This window comes from Halopiger aswanensis, assembly GCF_003610195.1.
GTDB classification, from domain to species: Archaea; Halobacteriota; Halobacteria; order Halobacteriales; family Natrialbaceae; genus Halopiger; species Halopiger aswanensis.
In genome coordinates this window covers 31,683-56,936 of record NZ_RAPO01000006.1, presented here as the reverse complement: position 1 = coordinate 56,936, position 25,254 = coordinate 31,683, and the positions used below count along the sequence as shown (strand labels likewise).

Genomic DNA, 25,254 nt, shown 5'->3' with positions numbered 1-25,254 from the left:
GCAGTGAGCACGCGGACTCCCAGGCTGACCCGGATCTGGACCCGAATCCCCAACCGAAACCGCGACCACTAACCGCCTCGCCCGCCAGCTACCCATGACCGGCCCAACTCGAGCGCGGCGCGCCGTCTCGCTTGTCGTCCTCGCGACGCTCGTTATTGCCCTCTGTGTGACGACCGCGATCGGACCCGTCGCCGCCGGCGATCAGACCGCGATCGTCTGGTCGGAGCCGGACACAGTTACCGTCGCCCCCGGCGAGACGGTCGAACTCGAGGTCGTCCTCCAGAGCGCCGGCAGCCACGACGCCGGCGTCGAGGCCGTGCGGCTGGTCGCACAGTACCACCCCGACTACCTCTCGGTCGTCGACGTCGAACAGGGGCCGTGGCTCGCTGGTGACGGCAGCGGCAACGACAGCGGCGTTGACGTCCAGACCGCTGAGACCATCGCCGACGAGAACGGGACGGCCATCCTCGAGCAGCGCCGCGACCCCGACGCTGGCGGCGTCAGCGGCGTCGGGACGATCGCGACGGTGACCGTCGAAGTCGCCGAGGACGCGCCGGCCGCGACGACCGACATCGCGTTCGACGCGACCGACGTCTCCCTCACGAGCGAGTGGCCGACGCCCGTCGTCGACGAGCCGACGACGATCGAGATCGACGGCGGCGGCGAGCGAGTGGCGCCCGACGAGTTCGATCATCCCGATCCCGACGAGTTCGACCTCGAGGAGACGGCCGATACTAATTCGACGACCGGCGACGGCGCAGACGGCGATGACGCAACCGAGTCGGCCGGATCGGGGTCAGCCGAGACGGCCGACGCAACCGAGTCGATTCCCGGATTTACGATCGTCGGAACGGCCGGTGTCGGTGCCGTACTCATCGTTTTGAGCGGGCTCGCCGTCCGTCGGAACCGATCGCAACGGTAGACACTCTCCCGAGCGGGAGGGAAACGCGTTTTAGGGATGGGCCGGATGGGAGTGATATGACCGATCTGGGAGACTTCGGCGATTTCGACGCCGATTCGGACGCCGATTCCGAGGCGGCCGACGAGGCGACCGGTGCGAACGCGAGCGCATCGGCGTCCCCGCCGGACTCCGATGGAATGCACACGGACGCATCCACGAACGCGACTTCGACCTCGCCCGCAGCCTCGAGCCCCGAATCGAACGGCGACGCCGGCGCCGGCGACGAGTTCGAGCCGACCAGCGTCGAGCCGCGCGGCGAGGACGTCGGCATCGGCGCGATCTGCGTCTCCCAGGGACTGCGCATCGCCGAGGACGGCGACGAAACGTCGCTGCGAGCGTACATCACGCGAGGGAACCGCTCCTCGATCCGCATCGGGAGCTACCTCGTGGCGCCCTACCCCGACGGCGAGACCCTGTTCTGCCGGATCACGGGACTCGAGTACGCCCAGCAGTACCACGCCGACGACGCGACGGAGATCCACGCCCGTCGCGCGATGCGGACCGACGGCGTCGAGGAGGCCGATTACAAGTTCGTCGCCGAACTCGAGCCGGTCGCCGTGCTCTACGACGACGACGGCGAACTCAAGCGACGGATGACCGACCGCGTGCCCAAACCCCAGACCGTCGTCGAGCAGGCGACCGACTCCGAGGAGATCAAGACCGGGCTGAAGATGCCCGAGGACGGCGTCTTCCTCGGCCACCTCTCGGTCGGCGGCGAGAAAGTAAAGACCGCGGCGTCGCCGCCCACCATCGATTACCGGCTGAAAGACGACTACGACTCGGGGGATCCGCTCGTCTTCCGGCACACCCTGATCGCCGGCGGCACGGGGTCGGGGAAGACCCACGGCGCGAAGAACATTCTCCGGCAGTACCTCGCCGACGAACGGACGTATCCGATGGAGGACGGCCGCTCCGTCCAGCCCGCGGTCGTCCAGTTCGACCCGCAGGACGAGTACGCCCAGATGCACGACGACAACCCCGATCTGGACGACGAGTTCGCGCGACGCCTCGAGCGCGAGGGGGTCGCCTACGGCGGGATCGACGACACGACGGCGTTCGTCCCGAAGGTGGGGTCGGCCTCGTACTCTGCGGGCCACCACCGCGCGGAGCAGGTCGAGTTCACGATCCCGTTTTCGATGGTCCACGAGAACCCGTGGCTGGTCGCCGGCAGCGGTCTGAACGACAACCAGTACGGGGCGCTGGTCAGCGTCCTCCTGCCGCGGTTCCGCAAGCAGTACGGCGCCGACGCGACCTACGAGGAGTTCACGACCTTCCTCGACGACCCCGCCCTGCGCGAGGAACTCGACGAGTCCGGGCGCGTCCACGAGGCGACGTTCGACGCCGTTCGCCGCCGGGTGCTGGGGTTCGACCACGTCTTCGACCAGGACGCGCGGCCGATCACCGACCTCGTCCACGAGTTCGTCCGCCCCGGCGGGCTCTCGGTCGTCCCGACCTACCACATCAACGATACGCGGGCCGCCGAAACCGTCGTCCTCGCGCTCTCCTCGCTGCTGATCGACCAGAAGCTCTCGAACGATCCGACCTACGACCGGATCAAGGAGACGCCGCTCGTGCTCGGGATGGACGAGGCCCACAACTTCCTGACCGACGCGGACTCGGTGCAGGCAGGCAAGGTCATCACGAAGTTCACCGAAGCCGCCAAGCAGGGCCGCAAGGAACGGCTCGGCCTCTTCCTCATCACGCAGGACCCGCAGGACATCGACGACGCGGTCTTCAAGCAGATCAACACGACCGTCGTGCTGAATCTGGGCGACGAGGACGCTATCAAGAGCGTGAACATCCCGAGCAACCTCGAGTCCAAGGTGCCCTACATGGAGAAGGGCCAGATGGTCGTCTACTCGCCGGACAACTCCGAACCCGTCGAGTTGATCGGGCTCTCGAAGTGTCTGACCCGGCACGGCCGGGACTGACCGTCGCCGCACTCGGGACAGCCCGCTTCACTACCCCGAACGTCACCTTCCTTCCGCGCTGCACTCCTCGAGCGTCGCCGGTCGCGACTCACAGTTCCGTGCGCGGTTTTTCCTATGTCTATTATTGATTGAGGATCTGCAAACGATAACTGCGAATTCGTAAATACCTCCGGTCCAAAGCGAGTCCATGGACGCACCCGAATTCGAAGATCCGATCACCGGCGTTCGGCTCGAGCGGCCCGAGCCCCCGATCTACATGCCCGGAACGCCGACCGCCTCGTTTCTGGAGTACCTCGAACTGGCCGTCGCCGCGCTGCGTCGGTAATCAGTCGGGCGCCGGCCGGTAGTACTGCTTCAACCACGTCGTCAACCCCTCGAGATCGGGGAACAGCGTCCGGTGGTTGACGCCCATCTGGTCCAGTTTGTCGCGGTACTCGAGCTTGCGATCGCCCGGCACGACGATCTTTCGGTAGCAGTCGGGACGATCCGCGAGCCACGCGTCGAGCGCCAGCCGCGGATCGGATTGGAACGAGAAGACGGCCGACTGGTTCGCGATGCGGTCGTCGATCGCGGGCGGCCTGAAGAACAGGACGTACTGGCCGTCCGGATCCGCGTCGGCGTCGACGGCCCAGCGCTCGCTCCAGAGGTCGTCCAGTCGAGCGACGTCGTCCAGGTTCCGCGCCGGCTCCGACCCTGCGGCGGCCGCGTCGGCCGCGTCGGACTCGAGCGTCGCGTTCGAGAGGAGGTGGACGTCGAGCACGTCCGTCGGCGTCCGCTCGAGCACGCGTCGATACGGATCCGGCAGGTTCTCGTGGAGTTTGCGGTAGTCGACGGCCCAGATCGCCCCGTCGTGGGCGGTGTCGCCGTCCCGGACCGCGAAGTACGTCGCGACCAGCGGCGAGAACGACCAGTCGAGCAGCCGCGTCGGCAGCCCGTAGTGTTCGGCGATCGAGAGGAGGTGCCAGACCGACTCCGGCTCCTCGATCTCGTTTAAGGCGTACTGGAGGAAGTTCCGCAGCAGCAGCGACTCGAGTTTCCACTCGCCGGAGTCGCCGACGAACCGTTTGATCGACGTCTCGAGGGCGTGGTTGCTGTCGGGAACGCCCCGGAAGACGTACGGGGAGCGGTGGCGGCCGATGTCCGGCATCCACATCTCCGCGGTGAGCAGTTCTTGCAGTTCGCTCCACGTCTCGGCGCGATGAACCGGCGGCGAACGGTCGGCGGTCATCGCTGCGCTCGGTCGCGCCGTCGGTCGGTCGTTCGGCTCACGGCGACGAGTACCCCGCGAGCGCGGAAAACGATTGTCCGCGAGTGTGCTGCGTGACGGACCGCGACTGCGGTTGTCCTACTGCTCGACGGTGACGGAGCTATCGGCTGTGCGTCCGCCGCGCGTTCACCCTAACTTTTTCACATTCGAATGACATTACTCGAGCGATGTACGACCTGCTCCACCGGTACGCGCCGCGGAGTCCTGCCGGTCGGACCGTCGTCGCGATCGTGGCTGCCTCGATCGCCGTTCCGACGACGATACAGGGGGTGTGGGAGTTAACTCGCGACGTTCCGGCGGCCCCGCCGTATCTCCTCCTCGGCGCCGTCCTCTTCGCGATCGCCGGGTGTTTGACGGTCGGCGTCGTTCGAGAGGCGAACGCCGCACCTGACTCGGCGTCGCCCGCGGATCGCCGCTCCGTCGCTCGGGCCGCCGACGCTGACACCGTTCCCGGAGGTCGCGGTGGTCGCGGAAACCACGGAAACCGGCCCGCGGATCCGATCGAAACGCTTCGGCAACGGTACGCAGCCGGCGAACTCGGCGACGACGAGTTCGAGCGGCGACTCGAGCGTCTCGTCGAGACCGAGGGGACGAGAGGGATCGGCTCCGAAACCGAGTCGACGGGACGACCCGGCGCCGAACCCGACCGCGTCCTCGAGGGACCGACGACCAGTCCGAATTCGAGTCGGGACGTGGATACCGAACGCGCGTAGCGATTTGCTCTCGGTATCGATCGCGATCGCGGTCGCGCCGGATCTGGCTTCCCGCCTGTCCGAAAGTGGGCCAACTGGGTCCCGCTACTGCGCGAGGTAGCCGCCCTCGACGGGCAGCGTGACGCCGGTCACGCGCGAGGAGAGGTCGGAGCCGAGGAAGAGCACCGCGTTCGCGATCTCTTCGGGATCGGCCAATCCCGGCATCGGCTCGGTGTTCAGGAACTGCTCTTCCATCTCGGGGTGGTCCTCGATGCTGCGCTCGATCATCTCGGTGCGGACGATCCCCGGCGCGATCGCGTTCGCGCGAATGCCGTCCTCGGCGTACTCGATCGCCGCGTACTTCGTGAGCTGGCTCACGGCCGCCTTCGCGGCTCCGTAGCCGCTGTACTGGGGCACCGCGACCTCGCCGGCGATCGAGGAAGCGCTGATAATCGAGCCGCCGCTGTCCTCGAGCATCGCCTCGATTCCGTACTTCATCCCGTACCAGACGCCCTTCAGGTTCACCTCGATAATCTGCTCGAAGTCGTCGTTATCGTACTCGTCGAGGCGGGCGACCGGCCCCTCGATCGCTGCGTTGTTGTAGAGGACGTCCAACCCGCCGTACTCCTCGACGGCGGTCTGGATCATCGCTTCGGCGTCTTCCGGATCGGAGACGTCCGCCTCGACGAACGTCGCTTCGCCGCCGGCGTCGGCGATCGATTCGACGGTCGCCTCTCCGCCCTCGACGTCCACGTCGGCGACGACGACGGCGGCGCCGTTTTCGGCGAAGGTCTTCGCCGTCTGCCGTCCGATTCCCGAACCCGCACCGGTGATGACTGCGACTTGCTCCTCGAGTAGGTCCATTGCAAGCCGATTCCACCGCGCGTCGGATATGCGTATTGGGCGATGGGTGAATAGACGCAGCGAACGACATTTTCCGTTGCCACGAATGCAGTCAGCGACCCAACAACTGGCAAAAATCCTTACGGTACCGGCATAACCAAATCTGCCCCATGGCACACTACGAATCCGACGTCTTGACGGTCGAATGGGACTCGTCCCTCGAGGCTGTCGTCATGAACTGGCACGACTTCGCGACGGGCGAAACGTATCGAGAGGGGCTGAACGCCGGGCTGGATCTGGCGATCGAGAAGGGCGCTGCCAACTGGCTCGCGGACCTGCGGGATCTCGGAACCCTGTCGGAGGACGACCAGCAGTGGACCCAAGAGGAGTGGCACCCGCGAGCGTTCGAGAGTTCGCTGTCGAATATGGCGATCGTCCAGCCCGAGAGCGTCGTCGCGAACCTCTCGGTCGAGGATCTCGTCCAGGAAGTCGGCTCGAACACGACCTCGCGCATCTTCGACGACCGCGACGACGCCAGAGGGTGGCTTCGAGAGCAGTAAGCAACTGATTCGAGGGGTGCGATCGGGCTCGAGTCGCTCACACGCGTCGTTACCGCCGGTCGCCCGACTCGCGGAGTCTCGATTCGAAAAACGCGACGACATCGTCGGCGATCGACGTCTGCTGGCCGACGAAGAAGTGGTCGCCCGAAAGGGCGACGAGGGTTTTGTCACCGTCTCGTTCTGCTTCAGCGGCTGTCTCCCGGATGGACTCGACGATCGGCTCCCACTCGACCGTCCGATCCCGCTCGCCGTAGCACACCTGCACCGGACACGAGATCGACTCGAGGGCCGCGACGGCGTCGAGGTCGTCGGCCAGTCGCGCCGTCGGGGCGAGCGCGGCGACGGCGTCGACGGTCTCGGACTCGGCGGCGGCCAGCAGCGCGAGTGTCGCGCCGAAGCTGTAGCCGAACAGGCCGACGCGCTCGTAGCGGTCGGCGGCCCAGCGGACGGCGTTTCGGGCGTCGGCGAGTTCGCCGTAGCCCTCGTCCCACTCGCCGTAGTCGAATCGGAGGCAGGCGATCCCCGCGTCCGTGAGGACGTCGCCGACGGCGACGAGGCGGCGGTCGCTTCGCGACCCTCCTTGCTGTGGGTGGGGCGGGCAGGCGACCACGATCGCATCCGGCTCGCCGTCCGCGGGTTCCTCGAGCGTCCCGCGGACGTCGCGCCCGCCGGGAACGAGAACGTCGGTCATGCTCGAGCGTTCCGGCCGCGGGATAATCAATTCGGGGCCGTCAGCGCTCCTCGAGGAACGATTGAATCTCGTCGACGGCCCGCTCGTGTCGGTCTCGGAGGACGCAGTGGCCGGCGCCGTCGACGTGGACGAGTCGACCGTCGGCAAGGTGCGACGCGGCCTCGCGGTGGCGCTCGCGGGCCGCCGGGCCGGCGTCGGCTTTGAGGATCAGCGTCGGCGCCTCGATAGCGGGAAAGACCTCGGCGACGTCGACGCGATCGGCCGCGAGGACCCCCTCGGCGTTCGGATCGACGCGCAGGTACGCGTCGGCCAGCAGCGTCGCGAGGCGGTCGCGACCGGCGTCGGCGAGCGTCCGAAGCCCGGCGTCGGTCTCGAGCAACTCCTCCCGAGACGCGGCCGGCTGTCCGCGGATCCGTTCGGTAATCGTCTCGAGGAATCCGTTCTCGCCGTCCGCGTCGACGTCGTCGGCCGCGGAGTCGCCCGCGTCCAGTCCGAGCAGCAGTTCGGGATCCTCGAGCACGACCGCGTGCGGCAGGTCGGGCCGGGTCGCCGCCGCGACTGCGACCGTCGTACCACCCATCGAGTGGCCGTACAAAACCGGCTCCTCGAGCTCGAGCGCGTCGACGAGGGTGACGAGGTCGGCCGCCTGATCGGCGTACTCGTAGCCGTCCGCGGGGGCGCCCGAGCGCCCGTGGCCGCGAGCGTCGTAGGTCACGACGTCGTAGCCGGCGTCGGCGAGCGGCTCGACCAGCGGGATCCGCGAGCGGCCGTCCGCGGTGATGCCGTGTGCGACCACGAACGGACGCCCGCCACCGCCGCTGCGGTAGTAGTGAAGCGACGCGTCGTCCACCTCGAGATCGCCTTCGGACCAGCCGTCGAGCGTATCGGCGATCGTCATTCGTGGGAACTGTCTCAGCGACCGGTATTAGTATTCAGTGCTGAGAAACGCCGATGCTGTGAGGCGCGTGCACCGCGGTCGCCTTCTCGAGTCCGGCGGCGACCGCGAAGTTCAGTACGCCGCCGTCGCGATCGTCCGTCCGGGAGCCCGACGCGCCGTCGGTCGGTGACAGATCCCGGGACATGCCGTGCGGTCCGCCGTACGTCGCCGCGGTGGCGATTGGGGACGTCCGAGGTGGAATCGACGCTATCCCCGCGCTCTCGGTCCAACTCGCCGGATCCGTTCGTTGTCTGTTATTGATGTGATGTTTTTAAGGATGACGAGCGATACGTACGACTATGGGCATCCTCTCTCGGACCTCCTACGTCATCCGGTCGAAGATCAACTCGCTGCTCAACCGGGCTGAGGACCCGACCGAGACGCTCGATTATTCCTACGAGCAGATGCGAGACCAGCTTCAGGAGGTCAAACGCGGTATCGCCGACCTCACGACGCAGAAAAAACGCCTCGAGATGCAAAAGCGCCGGCTCGAGGAGAACGTCGAGAAGCACAACGAACAGGCCCGCACCGCGGTCCAGCAGGGCCGGGAGGACCTGGCGCGGCGTGCGCTCGAGAAGAAGAAGACGAAGATGAACCAGATCGAGGATCTGGAGCGCCAGATCTCCGATCTGCAGAGCCAGCAGGACCAACTAATCGAGCAGAAAAACGAACTCCAGAGCCGCATCGAGGAGTTCCGCACCAAGAAGGAGACGATGAAGGCCCGCCACGAGGCCGCCAAGGCGAGTTCACAGGTCTCGGAGGCGATCACGGCGACCGGCGACGAGTTCGAGGACGTCGGCCGCGCCATCGAGCGCGCCGAGGAACAGACCGAGGACATGGAGGCCCGCGCCGCCGCGATGGACGAACTCCACGAGTCCGGCGCGTTCGAGGACGTCCTCTCGGACAAGGACGACATCGACCGCGAACTCGAGCAGCTATCGACCGACAGCGGCGTCGAGGCCGAACTCGAGACGCTCAAATCGGAGGTCGGCGAGGGCGAGGCGGAAACGGAGGCCCAGGCTGCCGACGCCGAGACGGCCGACGCGGACGCCGAAACCGAGACAGAGGCCGAATCCGAAACCGAGGTCGACGACGCGGAGCTGACCGAACTCGAGGAGGACGATCAAGCGGACGTCGAAGCCGAACTCGCGGAGCTGCAGGACGAAGAGAACGCCTGAGTAGCCGGTTTTGGACCATCCCGTTTCGGTTGCCGAGACGACGAGTGGCGAGCGACGCGACTAGGTTTCACCTGTGATTTTAGCGACCGAATAGCCGATCACGGATCGGACAGCCGCGGGAACGGCGTTCAAACAACGGTCAGGACGGCGTTCCCAGCACCGTAATATCGTACGCCGCGACGTCGGCCGGCGCCTCGAGCACGACCACCTGGAACTCCCACGCCGCATTGGCGTCGAGATCGCCCGTACTCGCGAAGTAGCGACCGATCAGATTACCGGAGCCGTTGTAGATCCGGGTCCGGACTTCGACGAGTTGGACTCGGTCGCCGCCCGTGTTCTGGACCGTCCCCTGGATCGTCGAGCCGAGGTAGCCGTCCTCGACGACGAACTCGTGGTCGACCAGCGAGAGCGACTCGAGCGGCGTCACCGAGTTGTTCGGTTCCTGTTGGGCCAGCGCCTCGGCCGTCACCATCTCCTCGGCGGAGCGGTTGGCGTCGCTGCTGGCGTTGACGTCGCCCACGTTGCCTTCCTCGTAGGACGGCTCGCCGTCGAGACCGCCGCTGCCGGTACAGCCGGCTCCGGCTACCGCGACGGCGCCCGCACCGAGCGACGCGAGGAGGCGGCGGCGTGACCGGCTCGTCGACTCCGAGCGCGTCATCGCCCTCGATCCCTCGTGGACAGGTCGGTTCCCTCACCGAGCATGTACTAGCGCGACACCGCCGACGCATTTCAGTGTAAGCCCTGAACATTGCACCTCGACGGCGGTCCGCCGACCGACTCCAGCGACCGGCCGCTCAGTTCGCACCGGAATCGACCCCGCGTGGCCGTATGCAACGCAGGCCCTTATTGTCAACACCGTGGACCGTATCAGTATGGGGTCGTCCGAGACCGAGACAGACGAGACGCTCGAGTCCTACGGGGCTGACGTCGGGAGACAGGCAGGACCGCTGACGCAGTTCTACGAGTGGTTCCTGATTCAGGGGAACCGGCTGGCCGTCACGGCACTGGTCTCGGTCGCCATCTTCGCGCTGATCGTCGGGTTACACGAACTCGGCATCGTCAACTTCCTCAACCCGAACTCCGTCACGCGGGTTGCCAGCGGCATGATCGCCGGGACGTTCTCGCTCGTGACCCTGGTCGTCTCAGTTAACCAGCTCATCCTCTCTCAGGAGTTCAGTTCGGCGGGGAAAGCGCGCGACCGGTTCGAGAGCGTCGTGGACTTCCGCGAGGACGTCGCGGCGGAGGCCGCCATCCCGGCCGCTCCGGCCGAACCCGCGCGCGTACTCGAGTTGATCGTCGACTCGATCAGACACGAGGCCGCGCAACTGGCCGACACCGTCGCGGACCACGACGACCGCGACGTCCGCGAGACGGTCATCCGATACACCAACAGCGTCCAGGAGCGGGCCGACCGGGTCGACGAAACGCTCGAGCAGTCGTCGTTCGGCACGTTCTCGGCCGTGTCGGCGGCGATCAACTACGACGAGGCCTGGCAGCTGTACGTCGCGACGCACCTGCGAAACGAGTACGACGACTCGCTGTCGCCGACGGCGAAAGACCAACTCGACGAGCTGATCGGCTCCCTGAAGCTGTTCAGCGTCGCCCGCGAGCAGTTCAAGACGACCTACCTCCAGCGGGAACTAACTCGGTTCTCGCAACTGACGATCTACTGCGGGGTGCCCTCGATCCTGTCGGCGATCCTCGTCGGGCTCCTGTACGCCGATGTCACCGGGCCGAGCATCAGCACGGCCCTACTTCCCTACGTGGTGAGCGCGCTGATCGTCGTCGTCCTCTCGCCGCTCGCGTTGCTCGTCTCCTACATTCTGCGGACCGCGACGGTCACGCGCCGCACCGCCTCGGTCGGGCCGATGATTCCACAAAAGGACCCCGACGAGGGTCCCTTCAGCGTGGAGTACGGCGACGAGCAGTCGTCGCAGCGAGACGATTGAGCCGGGCCACGGCGAGGATGACACCCGGATCGAGCGCTTACTCCCACTCCACGTCCGAACCGCGATCGGTCTCGCGGAGGACGAACGGCCCGATCGCGAGGGTCCACTTCGCGATCGTGACGATTCGGAGGATGTACGACAGGAAGATCGCGAACGGCGTCACGCCGACGGCGAACCCCAGGCCGACGACCAGCAGCCCGTGGTCGATCCCCGCCGTCGTCCCGGCCACGTCGCCCGTCTCGAAGATCAGGATCATGTAGGCCGCGACCGCCAGCGCTGGAAGGGCGATGTACGCCAGCGCCCGCGAGATGTTGATGATTTCCCACCGAAAGTACAGCGTCTTGAAGTGCTCGCGGGCCGGCCCGAAGAACTCGAGCACGTTCAGCAGTTCGTCGAACTCCGTGGCGACGGCGTTCGGCAGCGCGTCCGCGTGTCGATTGCGGACGCGACGGCCGGTGTAGATCTTCCAGGAGTAGTTGTACTCGAGGGCGGACTCGACGACCTCGAACTGGCCGAACTGCTGGCCCTCGAGGTCGCCGGCGACCCGCTCGGCGTCGGCGACGATTCCGTCGGCGTACTCGCGGATGTCTTCGCACGTGGCATCGTCGAGGTGCGGGTCGTCCTCGAGCGCCTCGAGGAGCGAGCGCGCGCGTTCGCCGGTGGATTCCACGAGCCCGCGGAGGAAGACGGAGGGTTCGGGCGGACTGGTGTTGCGGCCGACGGCGTCCTCGACGTCCTCGCGGAAGGCCATCGCGTCGTCCATCCGCCGGCGCTGATCGCCGACCGGCCCCAGCTCCTCCGAGAGGACGAGCTGGTTGAACGTCAACACGAGGCTAACGCCCATGATAATCCCGATGATGATCGGGGTGAACAGGGCGAAGACCGGATCGGGCTCGAACAGCTTCGTGATCGAGCCGGGACCGAACTGACCGAGTCCGACGAGCACGGCGTAGGCGACGGCGAGCATCGCGGCAGCTACGAGGACCCGATTGCCCTTGACGAGAAACCACAGCACTGGCCGCCCGCCGTGGACGCGATCGACCATCGTGTCCGACGTCTCGTCGCTCGCGCGCTCGCGTGACTCGCTCATTGGTTCGTAGTGCCGTTGTATCACGGTCGTCCGGACAAGTGTTTCCGTGGTTTGCACGGGCGTCAATCGCCGTCTCTCCCCCTGCGGTTGCTTTGCGAGCAGTTGTAACCCGGCGACTGGCCGGGAGGCGCGGTTCTCGGGTTGCTCACTCCCGGACAGGGCTTTTGTTCGGCGCCGTGGTCCGTTCGTGTATACGCAATGAGCGATTCGGACTCGAGCGGCGTGTTGAGCCAGCGAGCCGGCGTCGGCGGCCCGCGACTGTGGGTGTTGCTTCGACTGAATCGGTGGCTCTTCACGGCGGCCGTGCTGGCGATCGTCTTCGTCGCGCTGGTCGGGGCCAGTCAGTTCGGGCTGACGCCCCTGCGGACGATCGTCGAACAGCACAACGGCACGTTCTGGATCTTCTCGGGGTTCATCGGCGCGATCATCACGGGCACGTCGATCGTCGTCACAATCAACCAACTCGTCCTCTCGCAGGAACTCGGCGCCGTCGGCGAGCAGCGCGACCGCATGCAGGATGCCATGGACTTCCGGCAGGATCTCGAGGACTCGCTCGAGGAGGAGGACGTCACGCCGCCCGAACCAGCCGCCTTCCTCTACGAACTCGTGGACGGGGTCGAGGAGGAGGCGAACGACCTCGAGGAGACGATCGCGGGCGATCACAGCGACGAGCTTCAGGCGAAGGTCGCGGATTACGTCGACGACGCCGTCGAGAACGCACAGGTCGTCAAGGACGACCTCGAGAACGCGCAGTTCGGCACCTTCGACGTGATCTGGAACGCCCTGAACTTCAACTACTCGCGGAAGATCTACGACGCGCGCAAGCTTCGGGCCGACCACGGGGACGAGTTCTCCGACGACGCGGACGCGGAACTCGACGAGATGATCGAGCTGCTGAAATTCTTCGGGCCGGCCCGCGAGCACTTCAAGACGTTGTACTTCCAGTGGGAGTTGATCAACCTCTCGCGGGCGCTGCTGTACGTGTCGGTCCCCGCACTGAGCGCGATGGCGCTGCTGATGATGTACATCGACGGGCAAGCGCTTCCCGGGACGACGCTGGGGGTCGACAACCTCGTCTGGATCACCAGCGCGGGCTTCGTCGTGGGCATCGCGCCGTTCGTCGTCTTCATCGTCTACATCCTCCGGATCGCGACGGTCGCGAAGCGGACCCTCGCGATGGGACCCTTTATCCTGCGGGAGTCGGAGCGCGACGAGGATCTCGGATGACTCGCCTCGAAGGCAAGGTCAGGCGTCGGCGACGCCTGCCGTAGCTATTTCCCTCGCGGACTGGTATCGTCGTCCTCGAGCGATGAGCGCGAGCGACGGCGGTGAGCCGAGCGACACGATGGCCGAGCGCAGCGCGGATCCGGCGTGGAAACACCGCCTGCTGTTGAACGCCAACCGCTGGCTCGTGACGGCCGGCCTGATGGCGTTTATCTTCGTCGGGCTGTTGCTCGCGAGCGAACTCAGTCCCGTCTCCCTGCGGGCGCTCCTCGGCACGAAAACTCCCGTTCACACGTTGTTTCAGGCGCTGACCACCGCGCTGATCACCGGCGTCACGCTCGTCGTCACGATCAACTCGCTCGTGCTCTCGCAGGAACTCGGCGCCGTCGAGGACCAGCGCGAGCGCCTCGAGGGGGCGCTCGACTTTCGCGCGGACATCGAGCAAGCCATCGATGCGCCGGTTAGCCCGCCGGAACCGTCCTCGTTCCTCCGGGCGATCGTCGCAACCTCCGCGGAGCGCGGGACCGACTTTCGGGCGGCCGTCTCGGCGAGTCAGGACGACGAACTGATCGAGCGCGTCGACGAGTTCGTCGACAACCTGTCGACGCACGCCGAGGCGATCGAGGCCGAACTCGAGGACGCCCAGTTCGGCACCTACGGCGTTCTCAAGGCCGCGCTCGACTACAACTACTCCTGGAAGATCTTCCGGGCGCGCCGGATCAAGAACGCCCACGCCGACTCGTTTACCGACGACGCCCGCGAGGCCTACGACGGGCTGCTCGAGTCGCTGAAGTTCTTCGGCCTCGCCCGCGAGCACTTCAAGACGCTGTACTTCCAGTGGGAGTTGATCAACCTCTCGCGGGCGATGATGTACGTCGCCGTCCCTGCACTGGTCGTGACGATGTCGATGCTGCTGTTTTTCGATGCGAACGCCGTGACGGGGACCGTCCTCGGGATCGATACGCTCGTCTGGATCGTCGTCGTCGCGTCGACGATCGCCGTGACGCCGTTTCTCCTGTTGATCGCGTTCGTCCTCCGTATCGCGACGGTGGCGAAGCGGACCCTCGCGATCGGCCCGTTCATCCTGCGGGAGTCGAGCCGCGGCGAGGAAATCGAGTGGGAATGAGGTAGCGGCGGGCGGCTATCGTCGCTCAGCCAACAGCGCTTCCGCCTTCGGGAACAAGACGTTGTTCTCCCGGTGGACGTGCATGTGCGTCTCGCGCTCGAGCGCTTCCAATCGCTCGAGCATGCTGCGGTAGCTGGCACAGGCGTCCTCGGGCACCGCGTAGCCGTCGGTGAGGTCGTTGATCCGCTCGAGCCGATCCGCGGTTTCGGCGTGTTCTTCCTCTAAGTGCTCGATTTCGTCCTCGATGTGTGCTCGTTCGGCGGCCGTCAGTTCGGTCCCCGTATCGAGCTTCTTGACGATGGGAAAGGCGTTCTGCTCTTCGTCGTCGATATGGTGGAACATGTCGTCGACGAGTGCCGTAACCTCGCGCTCGACGTCCCGTAGCTCCGGATGGGAGTCGCCGTGGACGTCCGCGACTTTCTCCACGAGGGCCTCGAGGTCGGGAAGGTTCCGCCGCAGGGGCCGGTGGTGGTCCCAGACGATGACGTTCGCGAGCTGCGTCGGGGAGTCCCACTCGTACTCGCGGTCGGACGCTCCATCGTCGGCCGCTTCGGCGGCGTCGAGGCGCTCGGCGACCCGCTCGAGCGCGAGGTCGGCCTCCTCACAGGCCGTCGCCAGCGACGTGGCGCCACCGCAGCAGTAGTCGATGTCGAGCGATTCGAAAACGCGGGCGTATTCGGGGTTCGATGCGACGAGTTCGCCGAGTTGTGCGTCCGGGTCGATTTGTACGGATTCCATCGGTAGTCACCTCGAGACGGCCGTTGCAGCGGTCGGCCGGCAGCCCTGTGACTGCTGCCAGACGGCCGGTTTTAGGCCATCCTAAACCGCGTGTTCGAACGAAGTGACTCCCGGCCGAAAGCTTCCGCCCCGAACATGATCGCATCTAGCGTCCAGCGTCCGAGCGGGCTCCCGATGGAGACGTTGCTCCGTGACGATCACCCGAACCGACGGCTGTTCGCTCGGAGGGACTCGAGAAATCGGCTCGGTGGTGTCGGTCTCGTCGCGCCACCTCGAGGCGGGAATCGGCGGCTTACAGCGGCGCGCCGACCAGTACGAGCTTCGCCCGTTCGTCGCCCGTATTGGAGATCTGGCGGCTCTCCTCGGGATCGATGCGAATGAGCTCGTCGGCCTCGAGGGAGACCGTCTCGTCGGCGTCGGTCAGCGCGACCTCGACCGTCCCGCTGACGACGTAGTAGATTTCCTCCTGGCCGCTCTCGGTCTCGTCGTGTTCCATCCCGTCGGCGCCCGGCTCGAGCTCGAGGATCGAGAACCCGACGTGGTCGCTGTCGAGTTCTTCCTTGAGGAACCACATGCCGCCGGCCTCTTCGGGAACGACTGATTCCGGATCGGTCTTCGTCGCGGTGTTGTAGCCCATCGTCTAGTTCACGGTCCGTGGCCGCGGAGTAAAATAGTGCGGGATGCAGAAAGCAACGTGAACGCCGACGTTACGTCGCGTACAGCGAGTAGGCGATCACGAGAAAGCCAGCGAGCACCAGCAGACTCTCGAGGAGGATCCCCACCATCAGCGAGACGCCGAGCAGTTCGGTCAGCAGGCCGGCGAGGAACAGGCCCAGCGTCACGAGGCCGAACCCGCCCGCGAGGTAGCCCAACGGTCGCTGGCGCGTCCGCTGGTAGGCCTTGTACGCGAAGTACGTGATGACCCCGCCGACGACCAGTACGAGGGTCTTGACGACGGCGAGCGCGATCGTGGTCGGGGTCTCCACGGCGTAGGAACTCATAGCTGTTGTCACGTTCGGAATGCGCGACGACGACCAAGAATCTTGCCGTTCACGCGGCCGAACGCCCCGCAGCGACGGGTGTCGTTCGGACTGTCCCCGGACGCGCACGCGGCGGCCGTCGCCGCTCGCTCGAGCGACCGTTTTTGACGCTCCGACCCCGAGTAGCCTCTATGACGCGACTCGTCGAACTCGAGGGTACCGGCCCGCGGAAACTCGACCCGGACGATATCGACGACGAAAAGGGCGACGTGGCAGTCTGTCGGTGCGGACTCTCGGACTCGTTTCCGTTCTGCGACGGCAGCCACCGGCAAACCGAGGGCGAAGCCGACGACGAAACGTACGTCTACGAGGACGGCGAGCGGCGGCGGGTCGAACGGATCGTAACGGCCAGCGACACCGATGGAGACGATGGTACGGGTGAAGATGGGTCCGAGGACGCGGCAACGAATACGTAGATCACCGGTTACGGGTTTCAATACGGCCGTCTAAACGAACGTTGGCGCAACCCCTTTTCGGTTCGGTACCGTAGGGGCCGTATGGATCGTTCCGACTCCTATCGGCGCGAGGTCACCGCGAAGGTCGAATCCGGATGGAAGATCGAGGAGGAGACTCAGGACCGAGTCACGCTCGTGCGACGCGAGTTCGGTAATCCGGGCATCCACCTCATCATCGCCATCTTGACGATCTGGTGGGCGATGGGCGTCCCGAACCTGCTGTATGCCGCGTACCGGTACTTCACCGGCAGCCAGCGGACCATCGTCTGGAAGGACCGAGCCGAAGCCGGCGCGGACAAACTAGGAACGAACACCGAGTAAACCGGTACCGCGCCACGGACCTCGCGTTTCGGACAGTACAATGGGCTTCGTACGCTGTCGTTCCTCCTTCTCGTTGCGAGATACGCACCCTGTATTCAGCACGGCTCCTGGACCCCGCCACTGTTTAGGCTTTCAACACTGCTCAATCTCCTCACTCGCTCGAGCCGAGCGACCGCGCGGAGTTCGCCACGACGAGGGCGCTACTGCCCGCCATCGCGACGGCCGCGAACAGCGGGTTCAACAGCCCGGCGATCGCCAACGGAATCGCGACCCCGTTGTAGCAAAACGCCCACGCGAGGTTCTGCCGGATCCGCCGGTGGGTTCCCGCGGCGATGTCGAACGTCGCCGCGACCGCCTCGAGGTCGTCGCCGACGATCACGGCGTCGGCCGCCTCGGTCGCGAGTTCCGTCCCGCCGCCCATGGCGATCCCGACGTCGGCGGCGGCCAGCGCGGGCGCGTCGTTGCTCCCGTCGCCGACCATCGCGACCGTCCCCCGCGTCCGGAGACGGTCGACGGTCTCGGCTTTTGCCGCCGGCGGAACGCCCGCGAAGACGTCGTCGACGCCGTCGACCGCGCGGAACCGATCGGCGGCCGCCCCCTCGTCGCCGGTGAGGACGACGACCTCGCGGCCCGCCGAGAGCGTCTCGAGCGCCGCGTCGAGTTCCTCGCGTTCCGAGTCGCCGACCGCGATGATGCCGCGGGTTCGGCCGTCCCAGCCGACGGCGACGGGGACCCGACCGGCCGCGCGGGCGTCGTCGATCGGGGACTCGAGGGTGTCGGAAACCGACAGCCCGCGCTCGCGACAGAAGTCGGGATGACCGACGACGACGCGCTCGCCCTCGACGACGCCGCTGACGCCGCGATCGGTTCGTTCGAACGATTCGACGGCGACGGCATCGTCGCTGCCGGTCCCGGTATCACCGCCGCCGTTGGTCTCGGTATCGGTCCTGCCGCTGGCTGCGGGCTCGCCGTTACTTTCGGTCTCGAGCGTACCCCCGTCGGCTGCGGCGCCGGGCGCCGCCTCGACGACGGCGGCGGCGATCGGGTGCTCCGACAGGGATTCGACCGCGCCGGCCCGCCGGAGCAGTTCGTCGGAAGCGACCCCGTCGACGGTCTGGACGTCTTCGACGGCCATCCGCCCGGTCGTCAGCGTCCCCGTCTTGTCCAACACGACGATGTCGACCTCCGGAGCGTCCTCGAAGATCGTCTCCGCGGCGACGACGATCCCGCGCTTCGCGGCGGCCTGGACGCCCGCGGCGATCGCCAGCGGCGTCGCCAACCCGAGCGCGCAGGGACAGGAGACGATGACGACCGTCAACCCGATCAGGAGGGCGGTCGACGGACTCGAGCCGGTCGCGAGCAGGATACCGGTCGTACAGACCGCGAGGGCGACGACCAGCGGAACGAACACCGTCGCCAGTTTGTCCGCGAGCCGCTGGACGCCGGGCCGGGAGCTTTGGATCGACCAGAGCAGCGAGACGAGCCGGTCGAGGGTGCTCTCGGCCTCGTCGCCGACCGCGAGGACGATCGGCGCATCGGTGACGACGGTGCCGCCGCGGAGTTCGTCTCCGGGGGCCTTCCGAACGGGCAGGGACTCGCCGGTGACCAGCGACTCGTCGACCGCCGCGGTCCCCTCGACGATCTCGCCGTCGAGGGGCACCCGCTCGCCGGGGCGCACGAGCAGTCGGTCGCCGGGGTCGACGGCCTCGAGCGGGACCGTCTCGCCGCTCTCGAGGCGGGCTTCGTCGACCTGGCGTTCGGTGAGATCCGAGAGCAGGCCGGTCGCGCGGCGTTTGACCGCCCGCTCGTAGCGGGTGCCCGCGGTGACGACGAGGACGACGGCGACGGTGACGTCGAAGTAGAGGTGGCCCGCGCCGAGGACGATCGCGACCGCGCTGTAGGCGTACGAGCCGAGCGCGGCCGTCGCGACCAGCAGGTCCATGTTCGGCTGCCCCGCCCGAAGGCTGACGTACGCGCCCCGGAGGATCGGATACCCGGTGTAGAAGAGGATCACGGACGTGAACAGCCAGATGTTCGCCGACAGGAAGGCCCGCTCGTAGCCGCCGAAGGCGACGACCGGCTCGAGGCCGAAGTAGGTCGGGTAGAGAAAGAGGACGTACCACACCATGACCATCATGCCGAAGAAGCCGCCAAGCAGCAGTCGAGCGAGCCCGTCGTCGTCGCCCGCGTCGCGGTCGACAGCCGATCGGTCGGCCGCGGTGTAGCCGTAGCCCGAGACGAGGTCGGGGAGGTCGTCGGCCGCGAGCCGATCGGGGTCGTAGACGATCCGGATCGTGTCCGTCGCGTAGCTCGCCGTCGCACCCAGCACGCCCGCCTCGCGCTCGGCGGTCGTCTCGAGGAACGCCTCGCAGGTGGAACAGTGCATGCCCTCGACCGCGAGGAAGGCGTCCTCGCCGTCGAGCTCGTCGAGGTCGCGACCGCCCGCATCGGTCCCGTCCCCGGCCGCTCGCGACCGCACCGCCGACTCGTCGGGGGCGTCGTCGTGCTGCTCGAGGGCGCGCGCGACCTCGAGACAGCCCCGACAACAGAAGGTGCCGTCGACGTCGGACGCGGTGATCGGCTCGGGCGGCGTTTGGAGGTCACAGAGGTCGCAGGCGGCGGTGTCCGCTTCGGCGGCTGCGCTAGAGTCTGAATTCGAATCCGAATCTGCAGCCGAATTCGACTGTCGACTCGAGGCGTCGCGCATCGAACCGGGAGCCGATGCGGACGCGCGGGCGGGTGATTCCGAATGACGGTCTGGTTCTCGACTCATGTCGGTGGCTCGTGTGAACGGTAACGGCGGGTCCGGCGGGTCAACGCCCTACGACAGCAGCCCGCACTGGTGCGGGACGGTGCCGAGCGCGAGGACGGCGACGCCGAGTGGCGACGCTCGAACTCAGCCGGTGGTTCCGTTCCCTTCGGCGGGTCCGTGTCCGTGTTCGTGGCCCTGTGATTCCTCGACCGGCGAGAAGGCCACGTACAGCGATCCGTAGATGAGCAGGACGTTGATCGCGCTGACGAGGCCGGCCACCGCGGAGTGGGTGCTCCCGTAGACGAACACCGGAACGATCGCGAGCAAGGCGACGGCGGCCACGCGTCGCGGCGTGGCGGTCTCGAGAGTCATACTGCTCAGTGGGGGTGTCGACTACCTAAAAACCCGTCGTACTTCCCGGTCCGTGGGAACTTCGGTCGGATCGTAAGTATTCCCCCTTCCCTATCCCTCTGTATGAGTTCGGCGACAGAATCGACGGAAACCGATCGGGCACACGATATCAGCGCCGATGATCCCGATATCGTGCGCGAGCTCGGTCACGACGAGTACGATCCGATCGGGACGCTGATCCTGATCGGGATCTACTTCACGATACTGGTACTGCTGTGGCTGTTCATGTACTTCGTCGAATTCCTCGGCAACGGACCGACCGTCGTCGGGGCGCTCACGACGGTGGTGGGGCTGGCATGAACATCCACACCTACGAGAAGATCTGGCTGGTCGCGGCGATGGTGTTGATCGTCGGCTTCATCGCGACGATCACCTACGGCGCGGTCGGTCCCGGAATCGCGATGGTCGACGACGATGGCGGCTCGATCGACCCCGACGCGATCGGCGACCACGAGCGATTCGGCGACACCGGCGTCGAACACGTCGGCGGCAACGAGTACGAGGTCGCCGTCGTCGCGCAGGCGTGGTCGTATTTCCCCGACGAAATCACCGTGCCGGCAAACAGCGAAGTGACGTTCTACGTGACGAGTCGAGACGTGACTCACAGCTTCTCCGTCGTCGGCACGAACATCAACACGATGGTCATCCCCGGCGAGGTCTCGCAGATGACCGTCGAGTTCGACGAGCCGGGCGAGTACGGCATTCTCTGTAACGAGTACTGCGGCGCAGGTCACCACGACATGGAAGGCAAACTGAACGTCGTTCCCGAGGACGAGTTCGACATGACAGAACTGGACGTCGAGGCCGCCGACGAAGTCGCGGCGGGCAACGAGACGACGATCAACGCGACCGTCAGCGACGGACTGCAGACCGACCTCGAGACGACCGTGACCCTCGAGGTCGGCGACCAGCAGTACGAAGAAGACGTCGCGATCGAAGGTGCCGGCAGCGAGTCCGTCGAGTTCGCGGTCGCCGCCGACGAACTGGGCGAAGGCGACCACGACTGGACGGTGACCGTCGACGACGAGGAGGAAAGCGGCACGGTCTCGGTGGTGAACGGGTCGGACGACGGGACCGGTGGCTCTGACGGCGGCGACGGAGGTGACGGCGATGCGTAACGCCTACCTCGACCGGTTCCCCGCTGAAGCGAAGGTGATCAAGGCCGCGTTCTGGAGTTCGTTCCTCGCGCTGGCCGTCGGCGGCCTGCTCGGCCTCGTGCAGGCGCTCCACCGAACGGACGTCCTCCGGTTTATCGATTCGGCGGACTACTACACCGTGTTGACCGCCCACGGGGTCCTGCTGGCGATCACGTTCACGATCTTCTTCCTCGTGGGCGTTTTCACCTGGGCGGTGACGACCAGCCTCGATCGGGGCGTCGTCGACACCCGATTCACGTGGTCGTGGTACGCCATGATGGTCGTCGGCACGGTGCTGGTCGGCGTCACGATCTTCGCCGGCTTCCTCGAGGACGCGCCGGAATTCCTCGGCGCGCCGTTGAACGCGGACGTGCTCTTTACGTTCTACGCCCCGCTGCAAGCCCACCCGTTCTTCTACATCGGGCTGGTGCTGTTCGTCGTCGGCTCCTGGCTGGCCGGCGTCGACTGGTTCCGGACGTGGTGGGCCTGGCGGGCGGAGAACCCCGACGAGCGGATCCCGCTGCCGACGTTTATGGTGTTGACGACGACGCTGTTCTGGTACATCTGTACGTTCGGCGTCGCCCTGTCGATCCTCGTGTTCCTGCTGCCGTGGTCGATGGGCATCGTCGACTCCGTGAACCCGCTGCTGACCCGGACGCTGTTCTGGTACTTCGGCCACGCCGTCGTCTACTTCTGGCTGATGCCGGCGTACATGATGTGGTACATCATGCTGCCGAAGCTCTCCGGCGGGAAGCTCTTTAGCGACCCGCTCGCGCGCGTCGTCTTCGTGCTGTTCCTGCTGCTCTCGACGCCGCTGGGCATCCACCACCAGTATCTGGACCCCGGCATCGCCGAGGGGTACAAGTTCATCGCGATGACGAACACGATGTTCCTGCTGCTGCCGAGTCTGCTGACGGCCTTCACCGTCGTCGCGAGCATGGAACACGGCGCGCGCCAGCGCGGCGGCGAGGGCTATCTGGGCTGGCTCAAGGCGCTCCCGTGGCGCGATCCGGTCTTTACCGGCATGGCGCTGGCGGGGCTGATGTTCGCCGCGGCCGGTTTCTCCGGCATGATCAACGCGGGGATGAACATCAACTACCTCGTCCACAACACCTGGTGGGTCGTCGGTCACTTCCACCTCACCGTCGGCACCGCGGTCGCGCTGACGTTCATGGCCGCGGCCTACTGGTTCATCCCGCAGATGACCGGCAAGGCGCTGTGGAACCGCTCGGTCGCGCTCGGGCAGGTCCTGCTGTGGTTTATCGGCATGACGTTCATGTCGAACGCGATGCACCGCTCGGGGCTGTTCGGGATGCCCCGCCGGACCGCCGAACCGCAGTACGAGAACTTCGCGTTCGAACCCGCTGCCGGGACCGTCGGCGAAATCAACGCGCAGGTCGCCCTCGGCGCCGTCATCCTGACCCTTTCGCTGGGCCTGTTCCTCCTGAACATGGTCCTGACGTCGTTCAACGGGTCCAGCGACGCGATCCCGGACAACACCTACGCCGGAACGCTCTCGGGTCCCGAGGACGCCCCGGAGATCCTCGACAACCTCAAACTCTGGACCGCCATCGCCATCGTCCTCGTGATCTTCGCGTACACGCTCCCGCTCGCGAGCATCGTCGAGACCGGCGGCCTCTTCGGTCCCGGTATCGAGGGGCGCCACCTCACGCTCGTCCCCGATACCACGGCCGTCTTCGAGACCGTTCAAGAGGTGATACCGTAGATGCGCATCTCCAAGGCCGGCCTCCTCGTCGTCGCAGCGATCGTGATCCCGATCGTCGTCGAACTCCGTACCGCGCTCTCGTGGTTCGGAATCGAACTCTCGGTCCTCGAGGGGGTTGTCCTTGCCGTCGCGATCGTCCTCGCGATCGTCGTCTGGGCGGTGTGGCCGTCCGACGGAGACGGTAACGCCGAGACCGACCCCGCGGGTCACGACTAACCGTCACCCGCCGGGGTACGACGTCGTCCGGCCAGTAGTCGGGCGGCGATTGCGTTTCCGAATCGGGTGACGGTGCGATAGCTGCGTGTTCTCGAGTTGTGGCTTCGCCACGTGACAGCGCGACAGCGCCACAGCACACAGTCCTGCCGGCGCCGTAACTACGACCTGTCCCGAGTCCGAGAACGAGCAGAAGGATATCGCACGCCCGAGAACTGGAAACTCGAGGCCTTACCAGGTCTCGATCCGTCCCTCGCGGACGTCTTCGGCACACCCCTCGCAGTCGGGGTGGCCCGCTTCGTAACAGGCCGGCCGGAACTGATCGTCGAGCATCGCCGCCCGGCGCTCGGCGTAGCGCCGGCAGACGATCTTCGCCCGGCCCTCCTCGTCCGAGGGCAGGCCGCGGGCGTTTTTCGCCACCTCGTAGGCCTCGCGGGCCTCCTCGAGTTGTCCGTCGGTCGATTCGCGCAGCTGTTCGTACTGCTCGCCCGCCTCCTGCAGTTTCGATCGGAGGAATCGCTCGAGCCGACGCCGATCCGCCATTACCGGTCGTTCGGTCGGCTGCCACATAGGCCCGTCGCCGGCGGCAGTCGGTTGCAGGTGGCACTGGGTGGTCGCGGGGGTGGTTTGGGAGGGCGGCGAGCGAACCCAGACCGGCAGAGAGTAAGGGTTAACTGCCGGCCACGTTTTTTTCCGGGTGCGAGCGGGCCCTTAGCTCAGTCTGGTTAGAGCGCTCGGCTCATAACCGAGTGGTCAATGGTTCGAATCCGTTAGGGCCCATCAACTTACTCGACGTTCTGTGGCCGACGACGAGAGAATCTATTGAGATCGACAGTCCGTACTAACTGGTGGATGCTACACACGGAGAGTCGATCCAGCGGCGGCTGGATGTAATTCCCTTCATCTCTATGGCAGGTGCGCAGTGAGGATTTGTGCGTCGCGACCGAATCGGTCGGTGTGAACCAGACCGATCCCAGCGCACAAGCGGAGCCGGAGTCAGCAACCGATACCGCGCGGACCGCGGCGAAACGCGGCCGTAAATACGTCTCGAGGGTAGCGTCGCCGCTCCGGCGCGGCATCGAATCGGGCACGGTGACGGCGATCATCGGTGGGGCAAGCCTCCTCAGCGGCGTCCGAGCGCTCCTGGGCGGCGAACGCGAGCGCGGGTTCGGCAGGCTCATCCTGGGTGCGGGGTTCGTCGGAGCCGCGATCGGCCAGCGGCGGTCCCGCAGCCGCGGCGGGGAGTCCGCGGTCGAGGAAACCGACGTGGGAGATACTCGGCCCGACGTCGGTGCGATCGCCGACGAGGCCGGCGGCGTCGGGGAAGACGACCGCGCTGCCGGCGACGCGGCCGCGGACGTCGCGGATACGTCCCCGACCGTCGAGGACGCGGGGTCGGGGCTCGAGTCCGAAGCTGGCGCCGAATCGACGTCGGTCGGCCAGCGCGAGATCGCCGACACCGGCGTCGACAGCGAGGACCTGACGGAGGCGACCGAGCGCGAAACGGGAGATATCGGTGGCGAGGAAGGAACGAGTGAGGAGCCGACAGCCGAGGATGACACCGACGCCGGCGACGGCACCGAAACCGAGGCTATCGACCGGCTGGGCGAGGCGGCCTTCGACAGACAGAGTCGGGAGGTGCCGGCGCCACAGCGGGCGTTCAACCAGGGCTTGCTGGCCCACTCGACCGAGGCGTTCTGGGGAATCCGCGCACGAGACGACGGGGTGTTGGTCTCTCTGGACTACGACGCGCTCGAGAACCGCGACGGAGTGCAGTACATCGCCAGCAGCGAAATCGGCGCGGACGTCCGCGAGCTACCGATCCCCGATGCCGTCCTCAACCACTGGGACGACGTATTCGGCGGCGGAACTGCCGTCTCCGGCGGCGATAACGTTCTATTCGTGACGACCGACGAGCTCGCGGCTGACGGCCTGCTACGCGTCCTCCCTGCGGCGTGGGCCGACGACCTGTCACCGTCGGATAGCCGCTGAGCCCTCGTTCATCGACAGGAC

The 25,254-nt window shown here is 66.5% G+C and carries 29 protein-coding genes and 1 tRNA gene; 17 read left to right on the top strand and 13 right to left on the bottom strand.

Going from position 1 to position 25,254, the window contains the following annotated elements; genetic code table 11:
* Nucleotides 1-94 precede the first annotated feature (94 nt).
* The 3 genes from ATJ93_RS21490 (at nt 95) to ATJ93_RS23845 (ending at nt 3,217) form a co-directional block, all read left to right on the top strand.
* Nucleotides 95-922, top strand: a complete 828-nt coding sequence (locus ATJ93_RS21490) for a cohesin domain-containing protein (protein WP_120246723.1) — start codon at nt 95-97, stop codon at nt 920-922.
* Nucleotides 923-978: 56 nt separating this feature from the next.
* Nucleotides 979-2,892 (top strand): ATP-binding protein, encoded by a 1,914-nt coding sequence (locus ATJ93_RS21485; RefSeq protein ID WP_120246722.1) that lies wholly within the window; start codon nt 979-981, stop codon nt 2,890-2,892.
* 187 nt (nt 2,893-3,079) lie between these two features.
* Complete coding sequence (locus tag ATJ93_RS23845) at nt 3,080-3,217, top strand: hypothetical protein (protein ID WP_170155628.1); 138 nt, start codon at nt 3,080-3,082, stop codon at nt 3,215-3,217.
* Here ATJ93_RS23845 and ATJ93_RS21480 read toward each other — a convergent pair whose 3' ends face one another.
* The gene (locus ATJ93_RS21480) at nt 3,218-4,120 is read right to left on the bottom strand and encodes an FRG domain-containing protein (RefSeq protein ID WP_120246721.1); all 903 of its coding nucleotides are present in this window, start codon (nt 4,118-4,120) and stop codon (nt 3,218-3,220) included. It lies immediately after the preceding gene.
* Between the two features lie 206 nt (nt 4,121-4,326).
* On the opposite strand from ATJ93_RS21480, the gene ATJ93_RS21475 reads away from it, so the two are divergent.
* A complete protein-coding gene (locus ATJ93_RS21475; RefSeq protein WP_120246720.1) occupies nt 4,327-4,872 on the top strand; it encodes an SHOCT domain-containing protein in 546 nt (181 codons plus the stop codon).
* A gap of 84 nt (nt 4,873-4,956) precedes the next feature.
* Here ATJ93_RS21475 and ATJ93_RS21470 read toward each other — a convergent pair whose 3' ends face one another.
* A complete protein-coding gene (locus ATJ93_RS21470) occupies nt 4,957-5,715 on the bottom strand; it encodes an SDR family NAD(P)-dependent oxidoreductase (RefSeq protein ID WP_120246719.1) in 759 nt (252 codons plus the stop codon).
* 149 nt (nt 5,716-5,864) lie between these two features.
* On the opposite strand from ATJ93_RS21470, the gene ATJ93_RS21465 reads away from it, so the two are divergent.
* The gene (locus tag ATJ93_RS21465; protein WP_120246718.1) at nt 5,865-6,254 is read left to right on the top strand and encodes an STAS/SEC14 domain-containing protein; all 390 of its coding nucleotides are present in this window, start codon (nt 5,865-5,867) and stop codon (nt 6,252-6,254) included.
* Nucleotides 6,255-6,303: 49 nt separating this feature from the next.
* Here the strand turns inward: ATJ93_RS21465 and ATJ93_RS21460 are convergent, their stop codons facing one another.
* From ATJ93_RS21460 to ATJ93_RS23840, 3 genes are read right to left on the bottom strand one after another with little or no spacing between them, the layout of a single operon-like run.
* On the bottom strand, nt 6,304-6,945 hold the full coding sequence (locus ATJ93_RS21460; RefSeq protein WP_120246717.1) for an alpha/beta hydrolase: 642 nt from the start codon (nt 6,943-6,945) through the stop codon (nt 6,304-6,306).
* 40 nt (nt 6,946-6,985) lie between these two features.
* Nucleotides 6,986-7,843, bottom strand: a complete 858-nt coding sequence (locus ATJ93_RS21455; RefSeq protein ID WP_120246716.1) for an alpha/beta fold hydrolase — start codon at nt 7,841-7,843, stop codon at nt 6,986-6,988.
* 34 nt (nt 7,844-7,877) lie between these two features.
* Nucleotides 7,878-8,027, bottom strand: coding sequence for a hypothetical protein (locus ATJ93_RS23840; RefSeq protein ID WP_170155627.1), 150 nt, complete (start codon nt 8,025-8,027; stop codon nt 7,878-7,880).
* A gap of 154 nt (nt 8,028-8,181) precedes the next feature.
* On the opposite strand from ATJ93_RS23840, the gene ATJ93_RS21450 reads away from it, so the two are divergent.
* Complete coding sequence (locus tag ATJ93_RS21450; protein ID WP_120246715.1) at nt 8,182-9,060, top strand: PspA/IM30 family protein; 879 nt, start codon at nt 8,182-8,184, stop codon at nt 9,058-9,060.
* Between the two features lie 139 nt (nt 9,061-9,199).
* On the opposite strand, the gene ATJ93_RS21445 is transcribed toward ATJ93_RS21450, so the two are convergent.
* Nucleotides 9,200-9,718, bottom strand: coding sequence for an FxLYD domain-containing protein (locus ATJ93_RS21445; RefSeq protein WP_120246714.1), 519 nt, complete (start codon nt 9,716-9,718; stop codon nt 9,200-9,202).
* A 214-nt stretch (nt 9,719-9,932) separates the two neighbouring features.
* Between ATJ93_RS21445 and ATJ93_RS21440 the strand changes: the two genes are divergently transcribed.
* Complete coding sequence (locus ATJ93_RS21440; RefSeq protein WP_120246713.1) at nt 9,933-11,009, top strand: hypothetical protein; 1,077 nt, start codon at nt 9,933-9,935, stop codon at nt 11,007-11,009.
* Nucleotides 11,010-11,046: 37 nt separating this feature from the next.
* On the opposite strand, the gene ATJ93_RS21435 is transcribed toward ATJ93_RS21440, so the two are convergent.
* Entirely contained in the window at nt 11,047-12,099 is a 1,053-nt protein-coding gene (locus ATJ93_RS21435; protein ID WP_120246712.1) for a hypothetical protein, read from the bottom strand.
* Nucleotides 12,100-12,297: 198 nt separating this feature from the next.
* Between ATJ93_RS21435 and ATJ93_RS21430 the strand changes: the two genes are divergently transcribed.
* Together ATJ93_RS21430 and ATJ93_RS21425 are read left to right on the top strand one after the other, a co-directional pair.
* Nucleotides 12,298-13,326: a hypothetical protein gene (locus ATJ93_RS21430; RefSeq protein ID WP_120246711.1), complete on the top strand. Its 1,029-nt coding sequence runs from the start codon at nt 12,298-12,300 to the stop codon at nt 13,324-13,326.
* An 82-nt stretch (nt 13,327-13,408) separates the two neighbouring features.
* A complete protein-coding gene (locus ATJ93_RS21425) occupies nt 13,409-14,449 on the top strand; it encodes a hypothetical protein (RefSeq protein ID WP_120246710.1) in 1,041 nt (346 codons plus the stop codon).
* Nucleotides 14,450-14,464: 15 nt separating this feature from the next.
* On the opposite strand, the gene ric is transcribed toward ATJ93_RS21425, so the two are convergent.
* The 3 genes from ric to ATJ93_RS21410 all read right to left on the bottom strand — a co-directional run bounded on the left by ric (nt 14,465) and on the right by ATJ93_RS21410 (nt 16,188).
* Nucleotides 14,465-15,187 carry an iron-sulfur cluster repair di-iron protein gene (gene ric, locus ATJ93_RS21420; RefSeq protein ID WP_120246709.1) on the bottom strand — a complete coding sequence of 241 codons (723 nt, stop codon included), beginning with the start codon at nt 15,185-15,187 and terminating at the stop codon, nt 14,465-14,467.
* A 292-nt stretch (nt 15,188-15,479) separates the two neighbouring features.
* Nucleotides 15,480-15,824 carry a cupin domain-containing protein gene (locus ATJ93_RS21415; RefSeq protein ID WP_120246708.1) on the bottom strand — a complete coding sequence of 115 codons (345 nt, stop codon included), beginning with the start codon at nt 15,822-15,824 and terminating at the stop codon, nt 15,480-15,482.
* A gap of 70 nt (nt 15,825-15,894) precedes the next feature.
* Nucleotides 15,895-16,188 (bottom strand): DUF7521 family protein, encoded by a 294-nt coding sequence (locus ATJ93_RS21410; RefSeq protein ID WP_120246707.1) that lies wholly within the window; start codon nt 16,186-16,188, stop codon nt 15,895-15,897.
* Nucleotides 16,189-16,358: 170 nt separating this feature from the next.
* Here ATJ93_RS21410 and ATJ93_RS21405 point away from each other — a divergent pair, with 170 nt between their 5' ends.
* Both ATJ93_RS21405 and ATJ93_RS21400 read left to right on the top strand, forming a co-directional pair.
* On the top strand, nt 16,359-16,643 hold the full coding sequence (locus ATJ93_RS21405; protein ID WP_120246706.1) for a CDGSH iron-sulfur domain-containing protein: 285 nt from the start codon (nt 16,359-16,361) through the stop codon (nt 16,641-16,643).
* Nucleotides 16,644-16,724: 81 nt separating this feature from the next.
* The gene (locus ATJ93_RS21400; RefSeq protein ID WP_120246705.1) at nt 16,725-17,003 is read left to right on the top strand and encodes a hypothetical protein; all 279 of its coding nucleotides are present in this window, start codon (nt 16,725-16,727) and stop codon (nt 17,001-17,003) included.
* Between the two features lie 151 nt (nt 17,004-17,154).
* Here ATJ93_RS21400 and ATJ93_RS21395 read toward each other — a convergent pair whose 3' ends face one another.
* Together ATJ93_RS21395 and ATJ93_RS21390 are read right to left on the bottom strand one after the other, a co-directional pair.
* A complete protein-coding gene (locus tag ATJ93_RS21395) occupies nt 17,155-19,776 on the bottom strand; it encodes a heavy metal translocating P-type ATPase (protein WP_120246704.1) in 2,622 nt (873 codons plus the stop codon).
* A gap of 123 nt (nt 19,777-19,899) precedes the next feature.
* On the bottom strand, nt 19,900-20,127 hold the full coding sequence (locus ATJ93_RS21390) for a cytochrome-ba3 oxidase subunit (protein ID WP_120246703.1): 228 nt from the start codon (nt 20,125-20,127) through the stop codon (nt 19,900-19,902).
* Between the two features lie 102 nt (nt 20,128-20,229).
* Between ATJ93_RS21390 and ATJ93_RS21385 the strand changes: the two genes are divergently transcribed.
* The 4 genes from ATJ93_RS21385 to ATJ93_RS21370 are packed head-to-tail and all read left to right on the top strand — an operon-like array spanning nt 20,230 to nt 23,244.
* On the top strand, nt 20,230-20,466 hold the full coding sequence (locus ATJ93_RS21385; RefSeq protein ID WP_120246702.1) for a hypothetical protein: 237 nt from the start codon (nt 20,230-20,232) through the stop codon (nt 20,464-20,466).
* A complete protein-coding gene (locus ATJ93_RS21380; RefSeq protein WP_120246701.1) occupies nt 20,463-21,284 on the top strand; it encodes a cytochrome c oxidase subunit II in 822 nt (273 codons plus the stop codon). Before ATJ93_RS21385 ends, ATJ93_RS21380 begins: the two co-directional genes overlap by 4 nt.
* The gene (locus tag ATJ93_RS21375; protein WP_211334117.1) at nt 21,277-23,028 is read left to right on the top strand and encodes a b(o/a)3-type cytochrome-c oxidase subunit 1; all 1,752 of its coding nucleotides are present in this window, start codon (nt 21,277-21,279) and stop codon (nt 23,026-23,028) included. The genes ATJ93_RS21380 and ATJ93_RS21375 overlap by 8 nt, the downstream gene beginning before the upstream one ends.
* Complete coding sequence (locus ATJ93_RS21370) at nt 23,029-23,244, top strand: CbaC protein (protein WP_120246699.1); 216 nt, start codon at nt 23,029-23,031, stop codon at nt 23,242-23,244.
* 228 nt (nt 23,245-23,472) lie between these two features.
* Here the strand turns inward: ATJ93_RS21370 and ATJ93_RS21365 are convergent, their stop codons facing one another.
* Nucleotides 23,473-23,784, bottom strand: coding sequence for a DUF7091 family protein (locus tag ATJ93_RS21365; protein ID WP_120246698.1), 312 nt, complete (start codon nt 23,782-23,784; stop codon nt 23,473-23,475).
* Nucleotides 23,785-23,946: 162 nt separating this feature from the next.
* On the opposite strand from ATJ93_RS21365, the gene ATJ93_RS21360 reads away from it, so the two are divergent.
* Nucleotides 23,947-24,021 (top strand) — tRNA-Ile (locus ATJ93_RS21360).
* Nucleotides 24,022-24,198: 177 nt separating this feature from the next.
* Nucleotides 24,199-25,233, top strand: coding sequence for a hypothetical protein (locus ATJ93_RS21355; protein WP_120246697.1), 1,035 nt, complete (start codon nt 24,199-24,201; stop codon nt 25,231-25,233).
* Nucleotides 25,234-25,254 lie beyond the last annotated feature (21 nt).

Excerpts from the sequence above, each read along its gene's own strand:
- ATJ93_RS21490 (WP_120246723.1), top strand. The coding sequence starts at position 95 with ATGACCGGCCCAACTCGAGCGCGGCGCGCCGTCTCGCTTGTCGTCCTC.
- ATJ93_RS21485 (WP_120246722.1), top strand. The coding sequence starts at position 979 with ATGACCGATCTGGGAGACTTCGGCGATTTCGACGCCGATTCGGACGCC.
- ATJ93_RS23845 (WP_170155628.1), top strand. The coding sequence starts at position 3,080 with ATGGACGCACCCGAATTCGAAGATCCGATCACCGGCGTTCGGCTCGAG.
- ATJ93_RS21480 (WP_120246721.1), bottom strand. The coding sequence starts at position 4,120 with ATGACCGCCGACCGTTCGCCGCCGGTTCATCGCGCCGAGACGTGGAGC.
- ATJ93_RS21475 (WP_120246720.1), top strand. The coding sequence starts at position 4,327 with ATGTACGACCTGCTCCACCGGTACGCGCCGCGGAGTCCTGCCGGTCGG.
- ATJ93_RS21470 (WP_120246719.1), bottom strand. The coding sequence starts at position 5,715 with ATGGACCTACTCGAGGAGCAAGTCGCAGTCATCACCGGTGCGGGTTCG.
- ATJ93_RS21465 (WP_120246718.1), top strand. The coding sequence starts at position 5,865 with ATGGCACACTACGAATCCGACGTCTTGACGGTCGAATGGGACTCGTCC.
- ATJ93_RS21460 (WP_120246717.1), bottom strand. The coding sequence starts at position 6,945 with ATGACCGACGTTCTCGTTCCCGGCGGGCGCGACGTCCGCGGGACGCTC.
- ATJ93_RS21455 (WP_120246716.1), bottom strand. The coding sequence starts at position 7,843 with ATGACGATCGCCGATACGCTCGACGGCTGGTCCGAAGGCGATCTCGAG.
- ATJ93_RS23840 (WP_170155627.1), bottom strand. The coding sequence starts at position 8,027 with ATGTCCCGGGATCTGTCACCGACCGACGGCGCGTCGGGCTCCCGGACG.
- ATJ93_RS21450 (WP_120246715.1), top strand. The coding sequence starts at position 8,182 with ATGGGCATCCTCTCTCGGACCTCCTACGTCATCCGGTCGAAGATCAAC.
- ATJ93_RS21445 (WP_120246714.1), bottom strand. The coding sequence starts at position 9,718 with ATGACGCGCTCGGAGTCGACGAGCCGGTCACGCCGCCGCCTCCTCGCG.
- ATJ93_RS21440 (WP_120246713.1), top strand. The coding sequence starts at position 9,933 with ATGGGGTCGTCCGAGACCGAGACAGACGAGACGCTCGAGTCCTACGGG.
- ATJ93_RS21435 (WP_120246712.1), bottom strand. The coding sequence starts at position 12,099 with ATGAGCGAGTCACGCGAGCGCGCGAGCGACGAGACGTCGGACACGATG.
- ATJ93_RS21430 (WP_120246711.1), top strand. The coding sequence starts at position 12,298 with ATGAGCGATTCGGACTCGAGCGGCGTGTTGAGCCAGCGAGCCGGCGTC.
- ATJ93_RS21425 (WP_120246710.1), top strand. The coding sequence starts at position 13,409 with ATGAGCGCGAGCGACGGCGGTGAGCCGAGCGACACGATGGCCGAGCGC.
- ric (WP_120246709.1), bottom strand. The coding sequence starts at position 15,187 with ATGGAATCCGTACAAATCGACCCGGACGCACAACTCGGCGAACTCGTC.
- ATJ93_RS21415 (WP_120246708.1), bottom strand. The coding sequence starts at position 15,824 with ATGGGCTACAACACCGCGACGAAGACCGATCCGGAATCAGTCGTTCCC.
- ATJ93_RS21410 (WP_120246707.1), bottom strand. The coding sequence starts at position 16,188 with ATGAGTTCCTACGCCGTGGAGACCCCGACCACGATCGCGCTCGCCGTC.
- ATJ93_RS21405 (WP_120246706.1), top strand. The coding sequence starts at position 16,359 with ATGACGCGACTCGTCGAACTCGAGGGTACCGGCCCGCGGAAACTCGAC.
- ATJ93_RS21400 (WP_120246705.1), top strand. The coding sequence starts at position 16,725 with ATGGATCGTTCCGACTCCTATCGGCGCGAGGTCACCGCGAAGGTCGAA.
- ATJ93_RS21395 (WP_120246704.1), bottom strand. The coding sequence starts at position 19,776 with ATGAGTCGAGAACCAGACCGTCATTCGGAATCACCCGCCCGCGCGTCC.
- ATJ93_RS21390 (WP_120246703.1), bottom strand. The coding sequence starts at position 20,127 with ATGACTCTCGAGACCGCCACGCCGCGACGCGTGGCCGCCGTCGCCTTG.
- ATJ93_RS21385 (WP_120246702.1), top strand. The coding sequence starts at position 20,230 with ATGAGTTCGGCGACAGAATCGACGGAAACCGATCGGGCACACGATATC.
- ATJ93_RS21380 (WP_120246701.1), top strand. The coding sequence starts at position 20,463 with ATGAACATCCACACCTACGAGAAGATCTGGCTGGTCGCGGCGATGGTG.
- ATJ93_RS21375 (WP_211334117.1), top strand. The coding sequence starts at position 21,277 with ATGCGTAACGCCTACCTCGACCGGTTCCCCGCTGAAGCGAAGGTGATC.
- ATJ93_RS21370 (WP_120246699.1), top strand. The coding sequence starts at position 23,029 with ATGCGCATCTCCAAGGCCGGCCTCCTCGTCGTCGCAGCGATCGTGATC.
- ATJ93_RS21365 (WP_120246698.1), bottom strand. The coding sequence starts at position 23,784 with ATGGCGGATCGGCGTCGGCTCGAGCGATTCCTCCGATCGAAACTGCAG.